This is a genomic window from Acinetobacter bereziniae, from assembly GCF_016576965.1.
Classification (GTDB): domain Bacteria; phylum Pseudomonadota; class Gammaproteobacteria; order Pseudomonadales; family Moraxellaceae; genus Acinetobacter; species Acinetobacter bereziniae.
The window spans coordinates 1050252-1069812 of sequence record NZ_CP066119.1; the positions used below are offsets into that span (position 1 = coordinate 1050252).

Genomic DNA, 19561 nt, shown 5'->3' on the forward strand with positions numbered 1-19561 from the left:
AATTCCGACAATTTTAGTTGATTTTTGGTCATTCAGCCTCATCTTCAGTTAAAATACCGACTTCAGCTTGAGGATAGAGTTATGTCGACTGAGAACACCAATACTGCAGTTGCAGAAGAAATTCCAAATTTATTGATTACTCCAAATGCGCAGGAGTATTTAAAAGATCTTTTGGAGAAGCAAAATACTCCAGGAATTGGCGTTCGTGTATTTGTTGAAAATCCAGGGACTCCACGTGCAGAATGTTGTATGGCGTACAGTGCGCCTGATGAAGTTGCTCCAACAGATTACAAGCAAGATTATCCTGATTTTCCAGCATTTATTGATACACCATCTATTCCATATCTGAAAGATGCGGTAATTGACTACAACAAAGACCGTTTTGGTGGTCAATTAACATTTCGTGCGCCAAACTCGAAAGTACCACGTGTTGGTCCAGATGCGTCAATGGAAGAAAGAATTACCTATATTCTTCAAGCGGAAATTAATCCAGGACTTGCAGGGCATGGTGGTAACTGTGCTTTGGTTGAAGTTATTGAAGATGAAGAGCATGGTTTAACGGCTGTATTGAAATTTGGTGGTGGTTGTCAGGGCTGTTCAGCAATCGATGTCACATTGAAGCAAGGCGTTGAAACTACCTTAAAACAGCACATTCCAGAGTTAGGTCGTGTGGTAGATCAAACTGATCATAGCCAAGCCGAAGGTGCATACTTCAAATAATTTGTCTCATCAATATACTGATTCAAAGTGATTCAAAAAAAGCCTTCGAAAATTCGGAGGTTTTTTTTTTGACAATTTAATTTTTTGAATTTCAGCAACCTTAAATGAAACTTAAAAAATTTGTAAAATCTTAAAAATAAGCGTAAAAATGAATAAAAAATAATCAAACAAATAATAAAAATGAGAATAATTCTTAATATTGTTTATAATGCTATGGAGTTTTATTACACATTGTATCTAAATCTTTATCGTCTATTCATTGCTTAGCCTCTTTGGAATACCTTATGTCAGCTAGTCGTATCATCCAATCTGCGTTATCTTTCTCCATTATCACTATTATGATGGGTACTACACATGCAGCAAATTCACAACCAATTTTAAATGAAAAAAGCTCGGAAAATTCTGAATTAGCAAAATTACAAACAATAGTAGTTTCTGCAGCTGGTTATGAACAGGACCTTAGCAAAGCTCCAGCATCCATTACGGTGATTGGTAAAGAAGAATTACAAAAGCGTGAATATAATGATATTACCGATGTTCTTCGTAATACTCCTGGTGTTGTAATTTCTGGGGCTGGCTCTGCTCAGGGTATTAGTATTCGAGGAATGAGTTCAAATTACACCTTGTTTTTGATTGATGGTAAGCGTCAATATTCAAAAGATGTGAACCCGAATGGTGATGATTACGGTTTTGAAAAGAATATTTTGCCTCCAATGGCTGCCATTGAGCGTATTGAAATTATCCGTGGTCCAGCCTCAACCTTATATGGTAGTGAGGCTATGGGTGGTGTAATTAATATTATTACTAAAAAAGTAAGTGATGAATGGTCTGGTACAGTTGAATTAGGTTCCGTGATTCAGGACAGTGGTAATGCTGGTGATATTAAAAATGGATCGGTTTATCTATCAGGACCTTTGATTGCAAATAAGCTGGGTTTACAGTTAGGTATAAATAAGCAGAAAAGAAATGAGGATAGCTACGAAGGTGGTTTTCGTGGTGTAGAGCGTGAAAGTTTAAATACGCGATTTACTTATTTAGTCAACGAGAGGTGGTCCCACTTGTTTGAACAACTAAAAGCTTATTTATAAGTGATACTCTGCTCTAGTTAAGCTACCTTATTTTGTTGTGGTAGCTGGTCATAGTAAAACTCATCTGGAGTCATTTTGTCCAGACTCGAATGAGGTCGTTTCAAATTATAAAATTCAAAATATGCGTTTAATTGCTTCTTCGCATCCAAAACATTGCTGTAGGCTTTGAGATACACCTCTTCATATTTAACGCTCCGCCATAATCGTTCAACCATCACATTATCAACCCATCGACCTTTACCATCCATACTGATTTGAATGCCATTTGATTTCAATACATCAATAAATGCATCACTGGTAAACTGACTGCCTTGGTCTGTATTAAAGACTTCAGGTCGGCCATATTTTTCAATAGCTTCATTTAATGTTTCTATGCAAAATGTAACCTCCATACTAATCGATACTCTATGCGCAAGTACCTTGCGGCTATGCCAATCAATCACAGCACATAAATAAACAAAGCCTTTTGCCATAGGGATATACGTTATATCCGTAGACCACACTTGATTACTGCGCTGAATAGCCAATCCTTTGAGCAGATATGGATATTTACGGTGAGCTTGATTGGCCTGACTTAGATTTGGTTTACGATATAACGCATTAATGCCCATTTTCTTCATTAAAGTACGTGTATGACGTCGTCCTATATGATGTCCTTGACGATTCAATAAATCACGCATCATACGGCTACCTGCAAAAGGGTATTGCATATGTAACTCATCCATACAGCGCATCAGCTTCAGATCTGATTCACTCACAGGTTTTGGGCGATAGTAATAACAACCACGGGAGACTTTCAGCAGCTTAGCTTGCTTAGATACTGAAATCTGAAGTGAGTCATCGATTAACTTTTGTGGTTGAAGCGACCCAGTTTCTTCAACACACCTTCTAAAAAATCAATTTCTAATGCCTGCTCACCGATTTTTGCATGTAGTTTTTTTAGATCGATGGGTGGTTCTGTTGGAGCTTTTGATTGATCGAAAGCTTGCGAGGAAGCTGAAATCAGTTGATTTTTCCAGTCAATAATTTGGTTTTGATGAACATCAAATTCAGCACTCAATTCAGCAAGTGTTTTTTCTGCTTTAATCGCAGCAAGTGCTACCTTAGCTTTAAAGTCATTTGAATGATTTCTTCTTGGTCTACGTGTCATAAAATACTCCATATATTGATGTTTATAACATCATTTGGGGAGCAAAATATCACTTATAAGTGTTGTTCAAATTTCCTGATCCACCTCTACGATCAGCATGACTTACAATTAGACGCGAACTTTGTGAAACAAGATGCTGAATCAACGGTAGGCAAAACAGTTGCACCAGCAGCTAATGCTTCAGATTCATTTTCAAGAAATTATCGTAGTGTTTATTCTTTAACACACAATGGACATTATAGTGATAATTTAGAAAGTTCGACATATTTACAGTATGAAAACTCTCGAAATCCTGATCGTGAAAATACCACATTGGATACTAAAGGGATCGAGCTGGAAACATGGACTTTCAATAATCAGTGGAACTGGAATTTAGACAATCATCGTCTGTCATTTGGCACTTATTATAAAGATGAGTCTTTAAATGATAAGGCGACTAACCGAAATCCAAATATTCCGGAATTTAGTGAATTAACTCGTTGGTCTGCTGCTGCATTTCTAGAAGATACATGGAGTATCACAGATCGTTTTGATTTAACGGGTGGTGTGCGTTATGACCATGATGAAAATTATGGTGGTAATGTTTCTCCACGCTTATACGGTGTGTTCACTCTAAATGATAATTTTACGGTAAAAGGTGGTGTTTCTACTGGTTATAAACAGCCTGACATTCGTGCTGCAACAGAAGGCTTTTATAGTGTAACAGGTGGTGGTGGTTCGCCAACACCAACGGGGCGGGGTATCATTCGTGCGAATCCAGATCTAGATCCAGAAACAAGTGTTTCTTCAGAGTTGGGGTTAAACTGGAAAAATGAATATTTCAATGCATCATTGACAGGCTATATTACTCAATTTAAAGATAAAATAACTGAGGTTCGTACCTGTGAAACCGACACAGATGGTACTACAACCAATCGAAATAATGTAGCAGCTTGGAAATGTGCTGAAGGTCCTACACCATTTTATTTCATCAGTGATCGTATTAATGTAGACGAAGCAGAATTAAAAGGAATTGAAGCAACTGTAGAAACAGATATTACCGAATATACATCTTTATCCGCAAACTACACATTTAGTGATACTAAAATTAAATCAGGTGAATTTAAAGGACGTCCTTTAAATGAAATGCCGAAGCATATGTTTAATATTACAGTTGATCATAATATCAATGATGCTTTGAATGTTTGGTCTCGTTTACATTATCGTGCTGAGACATCAGCTTATTTAAGCCGTACATCAATGTCGAATCCTAATCCGGGCTATGAGTTTTTAGATGTAGGTTTTAACTATAAGTTTAACCAATATCTAAAAGGTAAATTTGGGGTTTATAACATTTTAGATGAGCGAGCAGAAAATGCGGATGGGGACCAACTCTTAGATGGTCGTCGTTATGGCATAAGTTTCATCACAAGCTTTTAAAAGAGGCTTGTATCATTCTGAATAATTAGAAAAAAGGCGCTTATGCGCCTTTTTCTAATTTTAAAATATTTAAAGTTTCATCTGAATAATAGAACTGCTCTAAATAGATTCGTGCACGATTTTTTAAATGTGTAGATGAAATCATTCTTTGGATCACAGGTTCAAGCAAAGCCTGTAATTCATTTTGAATCAATGCTTCATCAATATTGATGTCAGATAAAATCAAATCAAACTGACGCTCTTGGTTTCGTGCATACCAAGTAAGTATGCCATCATGAACTTGTTTCTTTAAATAGTCTGTTTGACGGATATGTTCCCAAATCTCATGACCCATCCCTACTGTTTTTGGTAAGTCATTAATTTCTACATACTGACGAAGTACACCAATCGGGATTTTTTTAATTTTGTGCCATAGATTGGCTTGAAAATGATACAGCTTGTTGTCATCAAATTGTTGATTAATGACTTGTTCACTGAGTTGGCTGATTTTGATAATATTTTTTTGCAAATAATGCTTAACAGTATCATCCAAATTCGTGTCTGTGACAGATTCCAAGACGGATTTTCCCATCTTCATAAAACGTCCAACACCAGGAACTTTTTTATTCATGACTGAATTATCGATATAATCTTGAATAGAATGGTGAATCAGCTGAGTCAACATACTCGAAAATGCAGGATTATTAACAATACGTTTGATCAAAGCTTGGCGATGTCCTGATTTGCTTGCAACATATTGGGCGATTTTATCAATCGTCGTAACAGGGATAATATCTTCAATTAGGGTTTCATCATTGCTTGGATGAATTAAAGCAAAACGAATATGTTCAGCAATCTGTTCAATCAGAAAATCACTCGCAGGTGTTGCTAAAACCTGCTTATATAATAAGTCATTAATTTGCGAAAATGACCAGATTTCTTTTAAAGGTTGTTTTCTAAACCAATGATAAAACTCAGTAAATTCAGCTTTAATAGTCTCAGGCTGAGAAAAAGTTTGATCTAAAAATACCAATTGAGCGTCGATTAATTGTTCAATGAGAGGATGTTTCATTTTTTGAACTCGATTTGTGTATGCCTAGGCTCAGACAATGGATTTTGCAGGGGTTGTACTTTATTTAAAAAACTTAAATAGTAATCCGCAACTCGTTCTGGTGCTTCTAATAATGGCATATGACCAACACGAGGTAAAAGCACAGGTGTTTCAGGTCGTTTTAATACGGATTTTAATTCATTGGCAACATCAGCATTGATGATCTGATCTTGTTGACCCCATAAAATTAATGTGGGTGCTTCAATGTTTTTTAACATGGTGGTGAATGTTGTAGGGGTGTACAGTCGATTGAGGGCGTCAATTTGATTGATGATTTTTGCTGTATCTTGTGATTTAGCGATAAATAATTTTTCCTGTTCTTCCTTAATTACACTGGCTGTAAATGGAGGATTGAACATAACTTTTTTCATGACAAAATCTAAATCACCTTTCTGAGTGATGAGCAACTGCCTCAAGTAGATTGGATTTTTTAAATAATTGGTATTGGTCGATTTAAAAATACCTCCAGTACTCATCAGAAATAAACTTTTGGTGTCAAATGGGTACTGAGAAGCATAAAACATGGCGATGGTTCCGCCCAATGAGTGTCCGGCTATGTTTAAATTATCTTGGATATGTGCCGCTTCAATAAAGCGCCGAAGTTGTTCCGTGACATTAGGTACAGATAAATCAAAATTTGCTGGAACCTGGGTACTTCCTGCAGATGGTAAATCAGGGATAATTACGTGATAGAAAGGGGTTAATGATCGCGCAGTCTCATTCCACGTATCCCGACTACTGGCGAGACCATGAATCAATAAAACCGTCGGTTTATCTTTTGGGCCACCTTCGCTGTAAGACCAGACTACATCACCCACACGTAATGTTTTAGAACTTAGCCCTGCCCAAGCACGTTCTTCTTGCACGATTTTTAAATAGTCGACATATTCTGGTGTATTGGAAGCTGCATAAGTCTGGCTTGCCAAAAGAATGCTACTGACTGCTGTCAAACTTAATAACATGTCATTCAAAAAACGAAGAATTTTCTTTAGGGGCAGATCAAACATGCATAGAGTTCCTAACAAAAGACTTGGCATTATATAAAGTAAAAATATTATTCATGATCATAATTTTTTCAGCATTTGCTCGGAAAGTAATATTTGTCATTTTTTTGCCAAAAGAATAGACAAGAAATGAGCAAATTAAATAACGATTTTGTAATGTGGTTAAATAATTTAAATAAAATTGTGAATTATATCTATATATTTTTGTGATTCTAAGGGGAGTCTCATCAATAACAAAAATTGTAACAGAGTTTATTTTTAGTCAGTGACATTCAAATTTTACAGCATTAAAATAGTCCAAATCTCCGCACAATGGAACATAGGATATGCTAACTGCTCAAGAAGCTTTAGAACGATTAAAACAAGGTAATGAACGTTTTGCTCATGGTGAAACCAATCTGACTAAATTTTTGACGCATCAGCAACGATCTGAAATGGTAGATAGTCAGGAACCTTTTGCCATCATTCTAGGTTGTTCAGATTCACGTGTTCCAGCAGAAATGGTATTTGACCAAGGATTTGGTGATTTATTTGTGATTCGTGTGGCAGGGAACATTGTTGCGCCTTCACAAGTAGGTAGTGTTGAGTTTGCTGCAGATAGTTTTGGTTGCCCATTAGTCGTGGTTTTGGGACATAGTCATTGTGGTGCGATACACTCCACTATCGAGGCGCTCAAAAATCCAAATACGCCGCCATCCGCAAATCTCATGTCAATTGTCAATCGTGTACGCCCGTCCGTTGAAATTCTGATGCAAACAGAATTAAAAGATGATTTAGAAAAATTATCGATGCATGCTGTGAAATCAAATGTTTTTGCATCTGTAAATCAATTACGTCATGGTTCAGCCGTTTTAGAGAGTTTAATTGCGCAAGGTAAACTGAAAGTTGTCGGGGCTGAATATTCTTTAGAAACTGGTGAAGTTTCGTTTTATGATTTTTAGTCCTCTCATTTTATAGAAGACATAAAAAATCCCACGCTAGGTGGGATTTTTTATGTCTATAGATTGCTTAGAATCTATAACCCATTTTTAAACCATATGCGATTGCATTGTTGTCTTTAAATTCAGCAACATAATCATTACCGCCAGCTTGAGCACCAGTTTGTGCTTTAGCATCGCCTAACCAGAAGTATTTCACACCACCAGCAATAAAGGTTGATGGAGTAGGGCTGTACTGAACACCTAAACCAAGGTTCCAATAACCTTCAGTTGGACCAAGAGTTGTAATAGGGTTACCTGCACCTGAGTCCCAACCAACAGATACATTTCCAGCCCATTGTTCATTCAGTTTACGACCAACACCAACAGTTGCAGAGAATTGATCTTTAGAATATTCAACGAGGTTAAAGCCATTTGGACGTGCATTGTTCGGATTTGCTAAACCTAATAATGGACCAACTGCAGTTGAAACATTACCAAACTTGTAAGGGCGGATAGAGAAGCTAGACCAATCTACCCAGCGCAAGTTTGCAAATGCAACTGTATTTTCCATAATCCCTGTTTGGAAATCTAAATTTACAGATTGTGGCGTTGTAATTTTAGTTTTCCCAGACTCTTTGTTGGCAGCTAATGCTTTCAATAATGCTGGTGTCATTGCTGCACCAGTGTTGCCTAAGCTTGCAAGTAAGCCTTGTAATTGTGATGCAGGCATTGCACCTAATGCATCAGCAATAGCAATAGTTTCTGTAGCATCTGCATCATGATCAATTTCAGAGCGATAAGTTACAGATGCTTTTAAAGCGATATCTGGAATCTGGAATGCCGCACCTGCTAACCAACCTGCACCACTTGTTTCTTTAATTTTTGCATCATAGCCATTATATAAGCTATATGCTTTACCACGAAGACTTACATTGCCTTTAACTGTTTGGTAAACACCACCACCATAGAAATTAAAGTTTTCATTTGGTTGGAAACCAAAAATCATTGAAATATTTTGCGTATCAACTTTTACTTTAGTGTTTCCAGTCACGCCACCAAGTTGAGTGGTCGTAATTGGCAAACCAGTCAATACTGGATCAGTTGGAGCCGCAACAAATTCATTGGTTCCATTGTAGGCTGCATCTGCACCAAATGGTTGATCATAGAGTAAACCAAATGAAAAATTATCTGTAAGTTGAAGCTTTAATGCAGCAGATGGGAAATAATAATCATCGCCCATATCATTAATGTTACGTCCACCCATTGCTGCAGTTTCTTTTCCTTCAACAGTTGGGTCTAGAACAGAAATTCCTGCTTCAAAATAATTGCCTGGCTGTAAAAAAGCAGAAATGGATTGACCTGAACGATCTAAGGCTGCGGCAAAAACGCCAGTTGCTGGCAAAGTTGCAACAATTAACGCGACCGATAGATTTTTTAATTTCATTTTAATTTTTCCCTAATATAATAAAATGAATACTTTGAATTACTTAAGTTTTGAGTGAGAAATAATTTTGATACCTAAATAACAACTCAAAGTTACTCCTAGTTACAAAATAACATATAAAAAATAAGAGTAAATACTCTAAGACACTAATTCTCGAAAAAAAAATGAACTATATAGTTTAATTAATAAGCATAAAGTTTTGTGTTAAATTAAAAACCATTATTATTTAAATAGATATGTTTAGTTTTGTCATTAAAAGTTTTGGTTTTTCCCTATATTATTGATCGCGTAATTGTGTGAAATATGATCAGGTGAAAAAATGAGACTTTAGTTTGATTGAAAACCAATTATTAGAATAAGACCTGAAGAAATATCCATTATTGTCAATAAGGTCATGTTTTTATCAATAAGTTTGTTTATGTGTCTTACGGGACTCGAACTGTTAGGTTATTTCATTGAATTTTAAATTGATAGTTTATGAAGCAAATTGATTTTACCGTAAAAAATAAAAGTACTCTGTTTATAATTGAGTATTGATCTGATAGCGGGTATTGCGCCCACCACCTTCCAACTTGATTATACACTCTTTTTCCAGCAAGTCAGATAAGTGCCGTGTAGCTGTTGCTTTACTCACTTTAGCAACCTTTTGATATTGTGAGGCACTGATACCATGTTCAAAGCCATTTTCACCACCATCTAATAGACGATTTAATACTTTACGTTGTCCTTCATGGAGATCTAAGTTTGAATACTTATGCCAAAACCTACTTTTAAACAATGTTCGATGAATTTGCTTTAACGTCGTTTCAAGGCTGTCACTTAAGGTGTCTAAAAACCAAACAAGCCAATTTGTGATATTGGAATCACTTTTTTGGGTTTGTTCTAAAATTTCATAGTAACTTTTGCGTTTATTTAATATCACGGGGGACATCGCATACAAACGTATGCTCTGTTCATCCATTTGTGCTAATGCAAGGTCTGTGAGGGTACGTGTAATACGACCATTACCATCATCAAAAGGGTGGAGTGTGATAAACCATAAGTGTGTGATACCCGCACGGAGTAGGGGGTCAAGCAAAGCATTATTTAGACTATGATTAAACCAATTGATAAAGGCTTCTAAACGTTCTTCTAGTCCCTCTCTCGGAGGTGCTTCAAAGTGAATTGTTGGATAATCCAATCGACCAGAGACAACCTGCATTGGTTCTAAACCTCTGAGTTGACCAATACGTAAGCGCTGCATTGTCCAATCAGGGTCATTAAAAAGCCATTGGTGCCATTGCATAAGACGTTTAACAGTAAGTGGTTGTTTTACGTTGTTAAGCGCATCCAGCATGATGTTGGCTAAGCCTTCAGATCGGTCTGAACTTGGGTAAGGTTGTTCAAGGGTAACACCTAAACGACGGGCAAGTGAGGAACGTAATGAATACACATTTAAGGTCTCATTTTCAATCGCTGACGATGCTACAAGATTGGCAAGTAGAGTATCTAATGTGAATTGTTCTTTGGCTAAATCATACTGACTTTGTCCAAGTAGAATCCCAATTTTTTGATGAATTTGTCTAGTTTTGGGTAAGATGGTTTCATCTTCCCATGTGAAGTTTATCCAGTTGTCACTTTGCCAAATCCAATCTTGCATTTTAATCTCCACCTTGAACCTTTCCAAGGTGAGCTAAATATAACATATATTTGGCTCAATAAATGAGCTGAATTTGATGTTTATTTGGCTCATTTATACTTATGTACTTCTATTATTGAATGTGAGGTACATTATTGCTGAATCACTTTCTTTAATTAGATGTCTCATATTTCAACTTCATCAGACCTGTTATCGTTATAAAGCTCAATTAGATGAGTAAAATAAGATGATTGCAGCCTGGTTATTGGTGCTCACCACCGAGAATAAAAATTGAGGCTTTTAGTTTCACTTCTTGTACCTACGTAATGTCAAAGTCTACCTATGGCATCACAAATGTGTTTATCGAATTTATTGTGTTTAATTTTTATTTTGTATTTGTGTTTATGGATGTATGTGGGGTTAATGATTTGGTGCGCCCTGCGCGAATAGAACTTTAACTCATATTGCTTATATTTATTGGCTTTAAACTTTCATGTTTTTAAATTATATCCCTATTTGTATCCTTATTCTCTTAAGTACTTTATATTGGTGAAATTTTAGAAGGACGTGGGTTTTAATCCCAAATAGGGATTCGAACCAATGTTGGTTTACTGCGTAGTAGTTGTAAAATGGATTCGTAGTATTTTGCTAGCTAAATTAAGATTAGTTTAGTGAAATATTTTTGAAGATACAGCAGAGTTAGTACATACAGCACAGAGCATCCCAAGATCGGTGGTATTATGTGCATGCTATATGCGGGAAGACGGCGACAAATATAGAACAATACAACTCCTCGTGCTTGTTGAAACACATATTAATCGCCGTGGAGTTGATTTTCGCTTAATCCAAGTAAACTGAGTATTGCAAAAATGAACCTTCGTAATATGCAGGCCAAGCTGTAGAAATTCGATGATGCGCCTAAGGCAGGTAAGATCAAACAGAAAGAATATGATTCTAAAGCCGTGGCGCTCAAAGCTAAAGTGAGTGACTTGGATCAGTCTATCTCAAAATCGGAAAATGAAATTACCGTCTAAGTTCAATCAGGTTTGGATCGGATTAGCTAGGAGCTTAAGACCAACAATGAATTACTAGAAAATTTGAATATCCATTTGCAAGAAGTCCCTCATGATTATGAATTTGCCAGAGTGATCCGTGAGTTTTTATAACCTTTATCCGCATAGAAAAACTGCATGTTAGCCTGACTAAGCATGCACTTATTGACTATTAAGTCGATCATTGTGAGAATTTACAATGGTTCAGCATTTGGTGCACCTTCTCGTTTTTCCATATTGATCACTACGGGATAAATTTTGTCTTCCGAACAACTTAAATCTTCAAAATCTAACAGCTCTTTTACCATTTCATAACGTGGGAAAATGCCATTCAATTTTTCAAAGTCACGCTTAATATCGAAATGGTTTTCATCTTTAGCTGAGAATGGAACAATAAAGATCATATTCAAAGTCCCCATTTTTAATTCCGCAATGACATGTGGTAAAGATGGGTCAGCATCATCTTTGCGTTTGAAAACACTAAAATGAGGGTGACTTGAGTATTCATGCATAAAGTGCTTAGCAATAGATAATTGGGGATCGTTTTTGCCTATTTGTACTGCTCCACGAACCCATTGAGTGGTCTTCTCAAAATCCTTCAAATCTTCTACGTCCAAGACAGATAGAGCGTACTTACAGAGGCTTTTAAAAACCTTTTGTTTGTTTACAGGATCATATGGTTTCAATGTAATGATCATACCATTTTCGGTTTTAGTTACATCTTGAGATGCGATGACAAAACTTCCAGTCTCATTATCATCTTTGACGATTGCTACATGACCATTTCTGAACTTAAGTTTGGGAATTCCACTCTTTCCCTTGATCTGGAAGTAAGCACGGTGTATATCCAAATATCTGATCAAATGCGGTTCAATTTCATCGCCAAAAATACCATTACAAACGTCACATTCATCGTTAGTAATGATTTGCTTATTTCCTAATGCCTCAGAGATCGTGTGGGCGATTTTCTTAAATGTAGCACCGTCATTTACAGTTTGTTTGCAAAATCTACAGGCACCATCGCCTTGAGTCGGTTTGGTTCCGATGTAACTTTTTCTTGAGGTCTTTCCAAAAGCTTTAATATCGTAATTATTCAGTTCAGTACCAAAAAAGGATTCAAGGCTTTGATATTGTTCTTCTAGATATTTATTAGCATCCTCTTCACTTAAACCTAGATTTCTACCAGTAAGGTAAAACTGCAGCCGCATCGAATACTGTAAGCTGTCATCTGGAAGTTTAGGGTAAACAAAGAAATACTCACCCTCGTTGACTAACTTGAATTTACTAATGGCTTGGTTGATCTGAGGGCTTTTTTTAGCCATCTTTTCGCACATTTTAATCAAGCCCTTACGAAGGTCAGGTGTCATCTGTTGTAATACATTGAAGGTAGGTATCTGCTGCTCCATAGGGATTCCTTCTTGATCAGGAAATGTATAGAACAAACTCGCTACGTCTTCAAGAAATACCCTAACATGCTCTTCTTCGGGTGAACCTTGTACACGAATACAAAAACTATCATCCTTTTCCCAAAAAAAGTTGAGTGGATAATTAATCAATACCTGTTCACTTTCACTCATATTTTATTTACCTCCAAGTTGCTAAAACTCATGCTGTATAGGCTTGTAGATTTACATATTCATTTTTTGTAAAGTTGTAGTCCGTCAAACTCAAAGTTCGGGAACTTGCTTTGCCACATCATCTAAAATTGTTTTAGCTTTATTCATGACCTATACCTACCCAGATCGGAACAGAGCTTTTGCAAAGTAGGGCAGCGAGATTAAAGTCGCCAATGCAATGAATATAGCACCGTAGATTGTATTTGCAATGAATATTGGGGATGGAGTTTCACTTTCTACGGGAATGATATATTTTTGCTTAAACATATTAGAGCTACTCCGATCTATCTTTAAACTTTTCCACCTCTTTCTTTACAACTGACTCATACCAGAAAACATCTTTTTTATTAATTCGAACAGGTTGCGGAATTTGCCCACTGTTAACTCGGCTATAAAATGCATCTTTTTTTATTGAAAGTAGGGCCATAAACTCTTTTGCTCTAACTCGTCTGTCAATATTCATCTTAATTTAGAGGCTAGTTTTCTTGTAAGTAGATTTCCCTTTTCAAAAGATAAAAGCAATAAAAATATCTTTGATAATGTTGCAAAACGAAAACGGCTAGAATTTATCAAATGCTTATAGTCTTGATTGTTTTGTATACGCTGAGTATCTCAGTAGGTAAAAAATGCTGTTACCACTTTAAAGTCAGATGACTTGAACTATTGTTTTTAAAGCTATTGATAATCTTGTTAGTACAGTTATATTTAGTTTTCATTACAGTCATTTTTTGCTGTTAGTACAGTTGGTTATAGCCTATTTGAGGCAACTTAAGTTTTGAGTTTAATAGCACAGTGTATTTGATTTATTAAGAAATATAAGTACTTTACAGCCTACCTCGCGCGCGCGCGCGTTTTGTTGGGAATATGCCCATTTTTTCTATATTCTATCTGAGTGATAATAACAATAATTGAAGAGTTACAAGGGTGAAACATGTTTAACGAGTTGATATCTTTTGAAGTTTCAGGGAATCTTTTCTTAAATAAAATCATTAGAAACTACTTCGCTCCTAACTTTAAAGCAATGATTAATGAACTCAGAGAATATCATGATATGACGTTTGAGAAGATCGCATTTCTGTTGCCTGTTTCGGGTGCTAGTACCATTAAAGAGTGGGTTTTAGGAGCTAAGCTTAATTATGCCAATGGTGAGGCTCTTATCGACCTTTGGAAATATTTAACAGAGAAATCTGACGCAGATATTCCACGAATTGATCACTACTTGATTGCTTGATGTGGGGTTAACGATGTATTCTAAAAAGAAAATATTTGAACCACTTTGCTGCAGTCAGATTGATCGTGCTTCAACTTTATGTACTGATGTGACTGAATATTTAAAGAAGTTTCGGGCTGATATCCTTTATTTAGAATCGAATCAACTTTTCCAAGGGTGCTTTCAAAATCGTTTATTACAGGTAGCAAATCATTTAGATGAATTAAGTCATTTGCTGATAGGGCTAATTTCACCAAAGAATATTTATTACTCATCATTAAGAACAGCATTAGCAGCAATTAACAATACACCAAATGTTTTGATTATCACGGCGTATTACTTAAACCCGGACTATAAGTATAAACGCTTGTTGAATAAACATTGTTTTCAGATGGAATTAAATCAAATATTAAATAAAGTAAATTTTGTTGAAAAAATTTTAGAACGCTTAGCTTTGGGAAATCCTGTCAGTAAAGATATAGCTAGGCCAGTAGTTAATTTTAGATCGAGATGATTCCAATGGATTCATGATAGTTTAAGAATATAGGAGCTTTAATTGCTCCTTTTTTATTGCTGAATATACCCATTTTTTGGAGATAACTCTTGTCCTATATTCAATATAAATAAATGCCACATTTAGTTTAGTTTGAGAGTATGGGAAATCAAAAATGAAAGATCAATGCAAATTAGCCGTGGCAAAAGCTTTAGGCAAAACACAACTTACACAACAAGAAGCAGATAACATCGAGCAACGTATTCGTGATGCTATGAAATCACGTGCGAGACAAGATATTGATGCTTGGCGCAATTTATCAGATTCAGAAAAATTAACCGCAGCAGGTGAACAGGTCGCAATAGATATTAAGGCTGATATAAAACGCAAAAACAAAATAGCTGCAAACGATATTCTTACTCAAAGTAGAAACCTTGCTATGCTAAATCACCCAACACTACCAGCAAGTCAAGTCATAGATCGCTTTATAGCTGCTTATGGTGATATGTCGGGGATTAAATCAATAGATTCACACGCTGATGCAATTGCAAAAGAGGCAAAAGGTGAATTAACAGATTATTACACGAATGTGAAAGGCGGATTGGGCATTATTACTAATGAGCCAGAGGTGGATCAGGAAATTTGAACAACACTTATAAGTGATATTTTGCTCCCCAAATGATGTTATAAACATCAATATATGGAGTATTTTATGACACGTAGACCAAGAAGAAATCATTCAAATGACTTTAAAGCTAAGGTAGCACTTGCTGCGATTAAAGCAGAAAAAACACTTGCTGAATTGAGTGCTGAATTTGATGTTCATCAAAACCAAATTATTGACTGGAAAAATCAACTGATTTCAGCTTCCTCGCAAGCTTTCGATCAATCAAAAGCTCCAACAGAACCACCCATCGATCTAAAAAAACTACATGCAAAAATCGGTGAGCAGGCATTAGAAATTGATTTTTTAGAAGGTGTGTTGAAGAAACTGGGTCGCTTCAACCACAAAAGTTAATCGATGACTCACTTCAGATTTCAGTATCTAAGCAAGCTAAGCTGCTGAAAGTCTCCCGTGGTTGTTATTACTATCGCCCAAAACCTGTGAGTGAATCAGATCTGAAGCTGATGCGCTGTATGGATGAGTTACATATGCAATACCCTTTTGCAGGTAGCCGTATGATGCGTGATTTATTGAATCGTCAAGGACATCATATAGGACGACGTCATACACGTACTTTAATGAAGAAAATGGGCATTAATGCGTTATATCGTAAACCAAATCTAAGTCAGGCCAATCAAGCTCACCGTAAATATCCATATCTGCTCAAAGGATTGGCTATTCAGCGCAGTAATCAAGTGTGGTCTACGGATATAACGTATATCCCTATGGCAAAAGGCTTTGTTTATTTATGTGCTGTGATTGATTGGCATAGCCGCAAGGTACTTGCGCATAGAGTATCGATTAGTATGGAGGTTACATTTTGCATAGAAACATTAAATGAAGCTATTGAAAAATATGGCCGACCTGAAGTCTTTAATACAGACCAAGGCAGTCAGTTTACCAGTGATGCATTTATTGATGTATTGAAATCAAATGGCATTCAAATCAGTATGGATGGTAAAGGTCGATGGGTTGATAATGTGATGGTTGAACGATTATGGCGGAGCGTTAAATATGAAGAGGTGTATCTCAAAGCCTACAGCAATGTTTTGGATGCGAAGAAGCAATTAAACGCATATTTTGAATTTTATAATTTGAAACGACCTCATTCGAGTCTGGACAAAATGACTCCAGATGAGTTTTACTATGACCAGCTACCACAACAAAATAAGGTAGCTTAACTAGAGCAGAGTATCACTTATAAATAAGCTTTTAGTTGTTCAAACAAGTGGGACCACCTCTGCCTTTAGTAAAAAATATCATTCGAGAGACATTTAAAGAAAACACAGGTGATGTTTTAGCTAAGCAAATTTCCCAACAAATAGAAAAAGTTCTTGATAAGAACTTACGTGAGCGATTTAACCGTTCTGGTGGCGATATTGGTAAATTAGACAAATACGGACTTCCAACACATTGGGATTATAAAAAGATTAAAGACGCTGGTTTTGATACATGGATTCAAGATGCGCTTGAGAATTTTGATCGCTCAAGCCTTATTCACACAGATGGAAAAAAATTTAATGAACAGGAAGTTATAGAATTTTTAACAGAAGCATTTAAAACACTAGAATCGGGAGGATTAAATAAACTAGAACCTGGGCGTAACGGGTTTGGCGGTGGCTCCAAAATAACAAGTCGTTACTCTGAGAGTCGAGTATTACACTGGAAAGATGCTGACTCTTGGATGGATATGCAAGCTAAATATGGGGCAATGCCTTTCTTGGACTTAATAGAAACGCATATTAATGGTATGGCAAAAGATATAGCTATAGTCGAGAAATTAGGTAGTAATCCAAACAATGCTATGCGCATACTCAAGGAATCAGCAAAAAAAATAGATCACGATAAAGGAATCGATGAAAAAAAAGTAAATAGGGCATTGGAACGGTCTGATGTGATGTTTGATGCTTTAATGGGGAAAAATACCAATCCTGAATTTGAGGTATTGAATAATTTAGGAATTGCTTATCGTAGTTTAAATGTATCATCCCTTTTGGGAAGTGCGCTTTTATCCTCAGCCAGTGATCTTGCAACAATGCGTAAAATGGCAAACATGCATGGAATTTCATACAGAAAAATGTTTGGAGAAATGATTCAACAACTAAACCCTAAAAACTCGGAACATCGAAAACTTGCTGCATCATTAGGTGTAGCTGTCGATGAATTAACAGGTTCCTTAGCACGATGGGGAGATGATGGCTTAACTAATGTTTACAGTAAATCATCCAAAATCGCAAAAACATCCAGCTCTATAGCCACTCAAGTAATGAGAGCCTCTTTGTTAAATGCTTGGTCAGCAGCAGCTAAACGAGCCTTTACAAAGCTTATGATGGATAAATATGGTCGAATGACTAAAGAAAAATCATGGACTGAATTGACAGATATTGATCGAGAGTTATTAGAGAGAACGGGTATAGATGAACAATTATGGAAGGTAATGAAAGTTGCTGAAGCAATTGATGATGGGAAAGGCTTGCAGTTAATGAGTGGGCGTTCAATTCGTAAAATGACTGATGAGCAAATACTTTCAGTAATGGATGATGATGTAAAAAATCTAGTAGATGGAATTAATAATCAAATTAATGAATTAAATCAGCGTAATTTTGAAGATGATCAGCGCATAGCAAATAAGGCACAGCAAATTGATGACTTAAAACAACAGTTTTCACAGCGCTTACAAGACTATGCAAATCGCACAGATTCAAAATCAAGTGCTGAAAAACAAGCACTACAAGATCGTATTGATTTGCTTAATACCCAAAACGAGGTTGCGGCAGCTCAGGTCGATATTAACGCCTATCTGCAAGCTGAAAAGCAATCCAATCGAATACAAGACTTTTTGCAACAAGTCGAAGATGGTCGTCACTCAGATAAAGCAGCTCAAGATACACGTAAAAATGTAGAGCGTAATGCTGGGCAATATGGTCGACGTGGTGAGGAGTTAGGAAAGCGTTTAGGTAATGCCGAGCGTCGTATGGTTGAGCTACGCGCCAAAATTAGAAAGGCTGAAAGTGAAGCAAACAAGTCAATTGACAAGAAATTTAATGAATTAGATAAACGTGTTAAATCATTGGATGAAGAATTTTCACAATATCAATCTCGTGTAAATGATCGCCAAGCTAAACGCAATTATATTGTGGACAGTTTGAATAAAAGTATAAATAGCGAAAAAAGAGAACTTGCTGAAAAGTTACGCGACCAATTCGCAACTCAATTGCATGCACATTTAAATGATGAACAAGGGTTTGCAGTAGTTGAGGCAGGTTTACGTGAAAGAACTAGAATGTTTGGTAGAACAACTGGTGGTGATGCTCTTGGGTTTTTTGCACGTGGATTTTTGCAATTCAAATCATTTCCTGTGGCGTTTCTTATGCGACATGGAAGCCGAATGATGGCGCAGAATGGATTAAAAGGTAAAGCCGAGTATGGTGTATCACTTGCATTTGCAATGACGCTACTTGGTGGTCTATCTGTTCAATTAGGTGAAATTGCTTTAGGTAACGACCCTCTAACAATATGGGATAGTGATGATCCTAATAAGACAATGGAATTCTGGGGCAGATCAGCATTAAAAGGTGGAGGGCTTTCAATTCTAGGTGACATATTTGTTGCAGGTGCTGATCCAAGTGGACGTGATTTTGCTGACTTTCTTACTGGCCCAATGGGAGGGGACTTAGAATCCATCTTTGGTCTTACAGCGGGAAATATGATGCAGTGGTATAAAGGCAAAGATACTAACGCAGCGAATGAAGCATTTAAACTTGCTAAGAGCAAGACTCCAGCACAAAATGTATGGTATGCAAAAGCGGCTTTAAATAAAATGTTATTTGATGAAATTCAGGATAGCGTTGCACCCGGTTACCGTGAAAAACTTATGCGTAAAGCTGAGCGAGAACAAGGACGTACTAGTTGGCTTGGTGATTTTTCGTGGGATGATGGTTTTAGTAATGCTCGTGCACCAGATGTCGGAAAAGTATTTGGAAAGTAAAGGAAAAGGAGCTAAAGCTCCTTTTTAATTTTAAGCTATTTAACTATATTGTTTATACATAGATATCAATATGGAAAGAGGCTTA

Annotated in this window: 13 protein-coding genes and 5 pseudogenes; 10 read left to right on the plus strand and 8 right to left on the minus strand. The window is 36.4% G+C overall.

What is annotated here, in order from left to right; genetic code table 11:
- The first annotated feature begins 81 nt into the window (after nucleotides 1-81).
- Both nfuA and I9192_RS04815 read left to right on the plus strand, forming a co-directional pair.
- Nucleotides 82-720 carry a Fe-S biogenesis protein NfuA gene (nfuA, locus tag I9192_RS04810; RefSeq protein WP_004828129.1) on the plus strand — a complete coding sequence of 213 codons (639 nt, stop codon included), beginning with the start codon at nucleotides 82-84 and terminating at the stop codon, nucleotides 718-720.
- Between the two features lie 284 nt (nucleotides 721-1004).
- Nucleotides 1005-1766, plus strand: a pseudogene (locus I9192_RS04815) (TonB-dependent receptor plug domain-containing protein); the annotation flags it as partial.
- A 59-nt stretch (nucleotides 1767-1825) separates the two neighbouring features.
- Here the strand turns inward: I9192_RS04815 and I9192_RS04820 are convergent.
- Nucleotides 1826-2958 (minus strand): IS3 family transposase gene (locus I9192_RS04820; protein WP_223672967.1). Its coding sequence is split into 2 segments (ribosomal slippage): nucleotides 1826-2706 and nucleotides 2706-2958, totalling 1134 coding nucleotides; the frame shifts between segments, so codons are not numbered across the junction.
- A 90-nt stretch (nucleotides 2959-3048) separates the two neighbouring features.
- Here I9192_RS04820 and I9192_RS04825 point away from each other — a divergent pair.
- Nucleotides 3049-4377 (plus strand): annotated as a pseudogene (locus tag I9192_RS04825) (TonB-dependent receptor domain-containing protein); the annotation flags it as partial.
- Nucleotides 4378-4417: 40 nt separating this feature from the next.
- Here the strand turns inward: I9192_RS04825 and I9192_RS04830 are convergent.
- Nucleotides 4418-5428: a hypothetical protein gene (locus I9192_RS04830; RefSeq protein ID WP_005030807.1), complete on the minus strand. Its 1011-nt coding sequence runs from the start codon at nucleotides 5426-5428 to the stop codon at nucleotides 4418-4420.
- A complete protein-coding gene (locus tag I9192_RS04835; protein ID WP_004828136.1) occupies nucleotides 5425-6474 on the minus strand; it encodes an alpha/beta fold hydrolase in 1050 nt (349 codons plus the stop codon). Before I9192_RS04835 ends, I9192_RS04830 begins: the two co-directional genes overlap by 4 nt.
- Nucleotides 6475-6797: 323 nt before the next feature.
- Here I9192_RS04835 and I9192_RS04840 point away from each other — a divergent pair, with 323 nt between their 5' ends.
- Nucleotides 6798-7412, plus strand: coding sequence for a carbonic anhydrase (locus I9192_RS04840; protein WP_004828139.1), 615 nt, complete (start codon nucleotides 6798-6800; stop codon nucleotides 7410-7412).
- A gap of 67 nt (nucleotides 7413-7479) precedes the next feature.
- Here I9192_RS04840 and I9192_RS04845 read toward each other — a convergent pair whose 3' ends face one another.
- Nucleotides 7480-8835 carry an OmpP1/FadL family transporter gene (locus I9192_RS04845; RefSeq protein WP_004828141.1) on the minus strand — a complete coding sequence of 452 codons (1356 nt, stop codon included), beginning with the start codon at nucleotides 8833-8835 and terminating at the stop codon, nucleotides 7480-7482.
- Between the two features lie 520 nt (nucleotides 8836-9355).
- Complete coding sequence (locus I9192_RS04850) at nucleotides 9356-10474, minus strand: Fic family protein (RefSeq protein ID WP_004828143.1); 1119 nt, start codon at nucleotides 10472-10474, stop codon at nucleotides 9356-9358.
- A 160-nt stretch (nucleotides 10475-10634) separates the two neighbouring features.
- On the opposite strand from I9192_RS04850, the pseudogene I9192_RS22250 reads away from it, so the two are divergent.
- A pseudogene (locus tag I9192_RS22250) lies at nucleotides 10635-10826 on the plus strand (IS3 family transposase); the annotation flags it as partial.
- An 873-nt stretch (nucleotides 10827-11699) separates the two neighbouring features.
- On the opposite strand, the gene I9192_RS04855 reads toward I9192_RS22250, so the two are convergent.
- The 3 genes and pseudogenes from I9192_RS04855 to I9192_RS04860 form a co-directional block, all read right to left on the minus strand.
- On the minus strand, nucleotides 11700-13082 hold the full coding sequence (locus I9192_RS04855) for an HNH endonuclease (RefSeq protein WP_200150153.1): 1383 nt from the start codon (nucleotides 13080-13082) through the stop codon (nucleotides 11700-11702).
- Nucleotides 13083-13193: 111 nt separating this feature from the next.
- Nucleotides 13194-13296, minus strand: a pseudogene (locus I9192_RS22255) (hypothetical protein); the annotation flags it as partial.
- 99 nt (nucleotides 13297-13395) lie between these two features.
- Nucleotides 13396-13584, minus strand: a complete 189-nt coding sequence (locus tag I9192_RS04860) for a helix-turn-helix transcriptional regulator (protein WP_200150154.1) — start codon at nucleotides 13582-13584, stop codon at nucleotides 13396-13398.
- A 468-nt stretch (nucleotides 13585-14052) separates the two neighbouring features.
- Between I9192_RS04860 and I9192_RS04865 the strand changes: the two genes are divergently transcribed.
- The 5 genes and pseudogenes from I9192_RS04865 (at nucleotide 14053) to I9192_RS04885 (ending at nucleotide 19476) form a co-directional block, all read left to right on the plus strand.
- On the plus strand, nucleotides 14053-14352 hold the full coding sequence (locus I9192_RS04865) for a hypothetical protein (protein ID WP_200150155.1): 300 nt from the start codon (nucleotides 14053-14055) through the stop codon (nucleotides 14350-14352).
- Between the two features lie 13 nt (nucleotides 14353-14365).
- Nucleotides 14366-14845 carry a hypothetical protein gene (locus tag I9192_RS04870; RefSeq protein WP_200150156.1) on the plus strand — a complete coding sequence of 160 codons (480 nt, stop codon included), beginning with the start codon at nucleotides 14366-14368 and terminating at the stop codon, nucleotides 14843-14845.
- A 154-nt stretch (nucleotides 14846-14999) separates the two neighbouring features.
- Nucleotides 15000-15461, plus strand: a pseudogene (locus I9192_RS04875) (hypothetical protein); the annotation flags it as partial.
- 75 nt (nucleotides 15462-15536) lie between these two features.
- Nucleotides 15537-16669, plus strand: a protein-coding gene (locus I9192_RS04880; RefSeq protein ID WP_223672967.1) for an IS3 family transposase whose coding sequence is annotated in 2 segments (ribosomal slippage) — nucleotides 15537-15789 and nucleotides 15789-16669 — 1134 coding nt in all. Because the reading frame shifts where the segments join, the coding sequence is not laid out codon by codon here.
- 35 nt (nucleotides 16670-16704) lie between these two features.
- On the plus strand, nucleotides 16705-19476 hold the full coding sequence (locus I9192_RS04885; RefSeq protein ID WP_200150157.1) for a hypothetical protein: 2772 nt from the start codon (nucleotides 16705-16707) through the stop codon (nucleotides 19474-19476).
- Nucleotides 19477-19561: the final 85 nt, after the last annotated feature.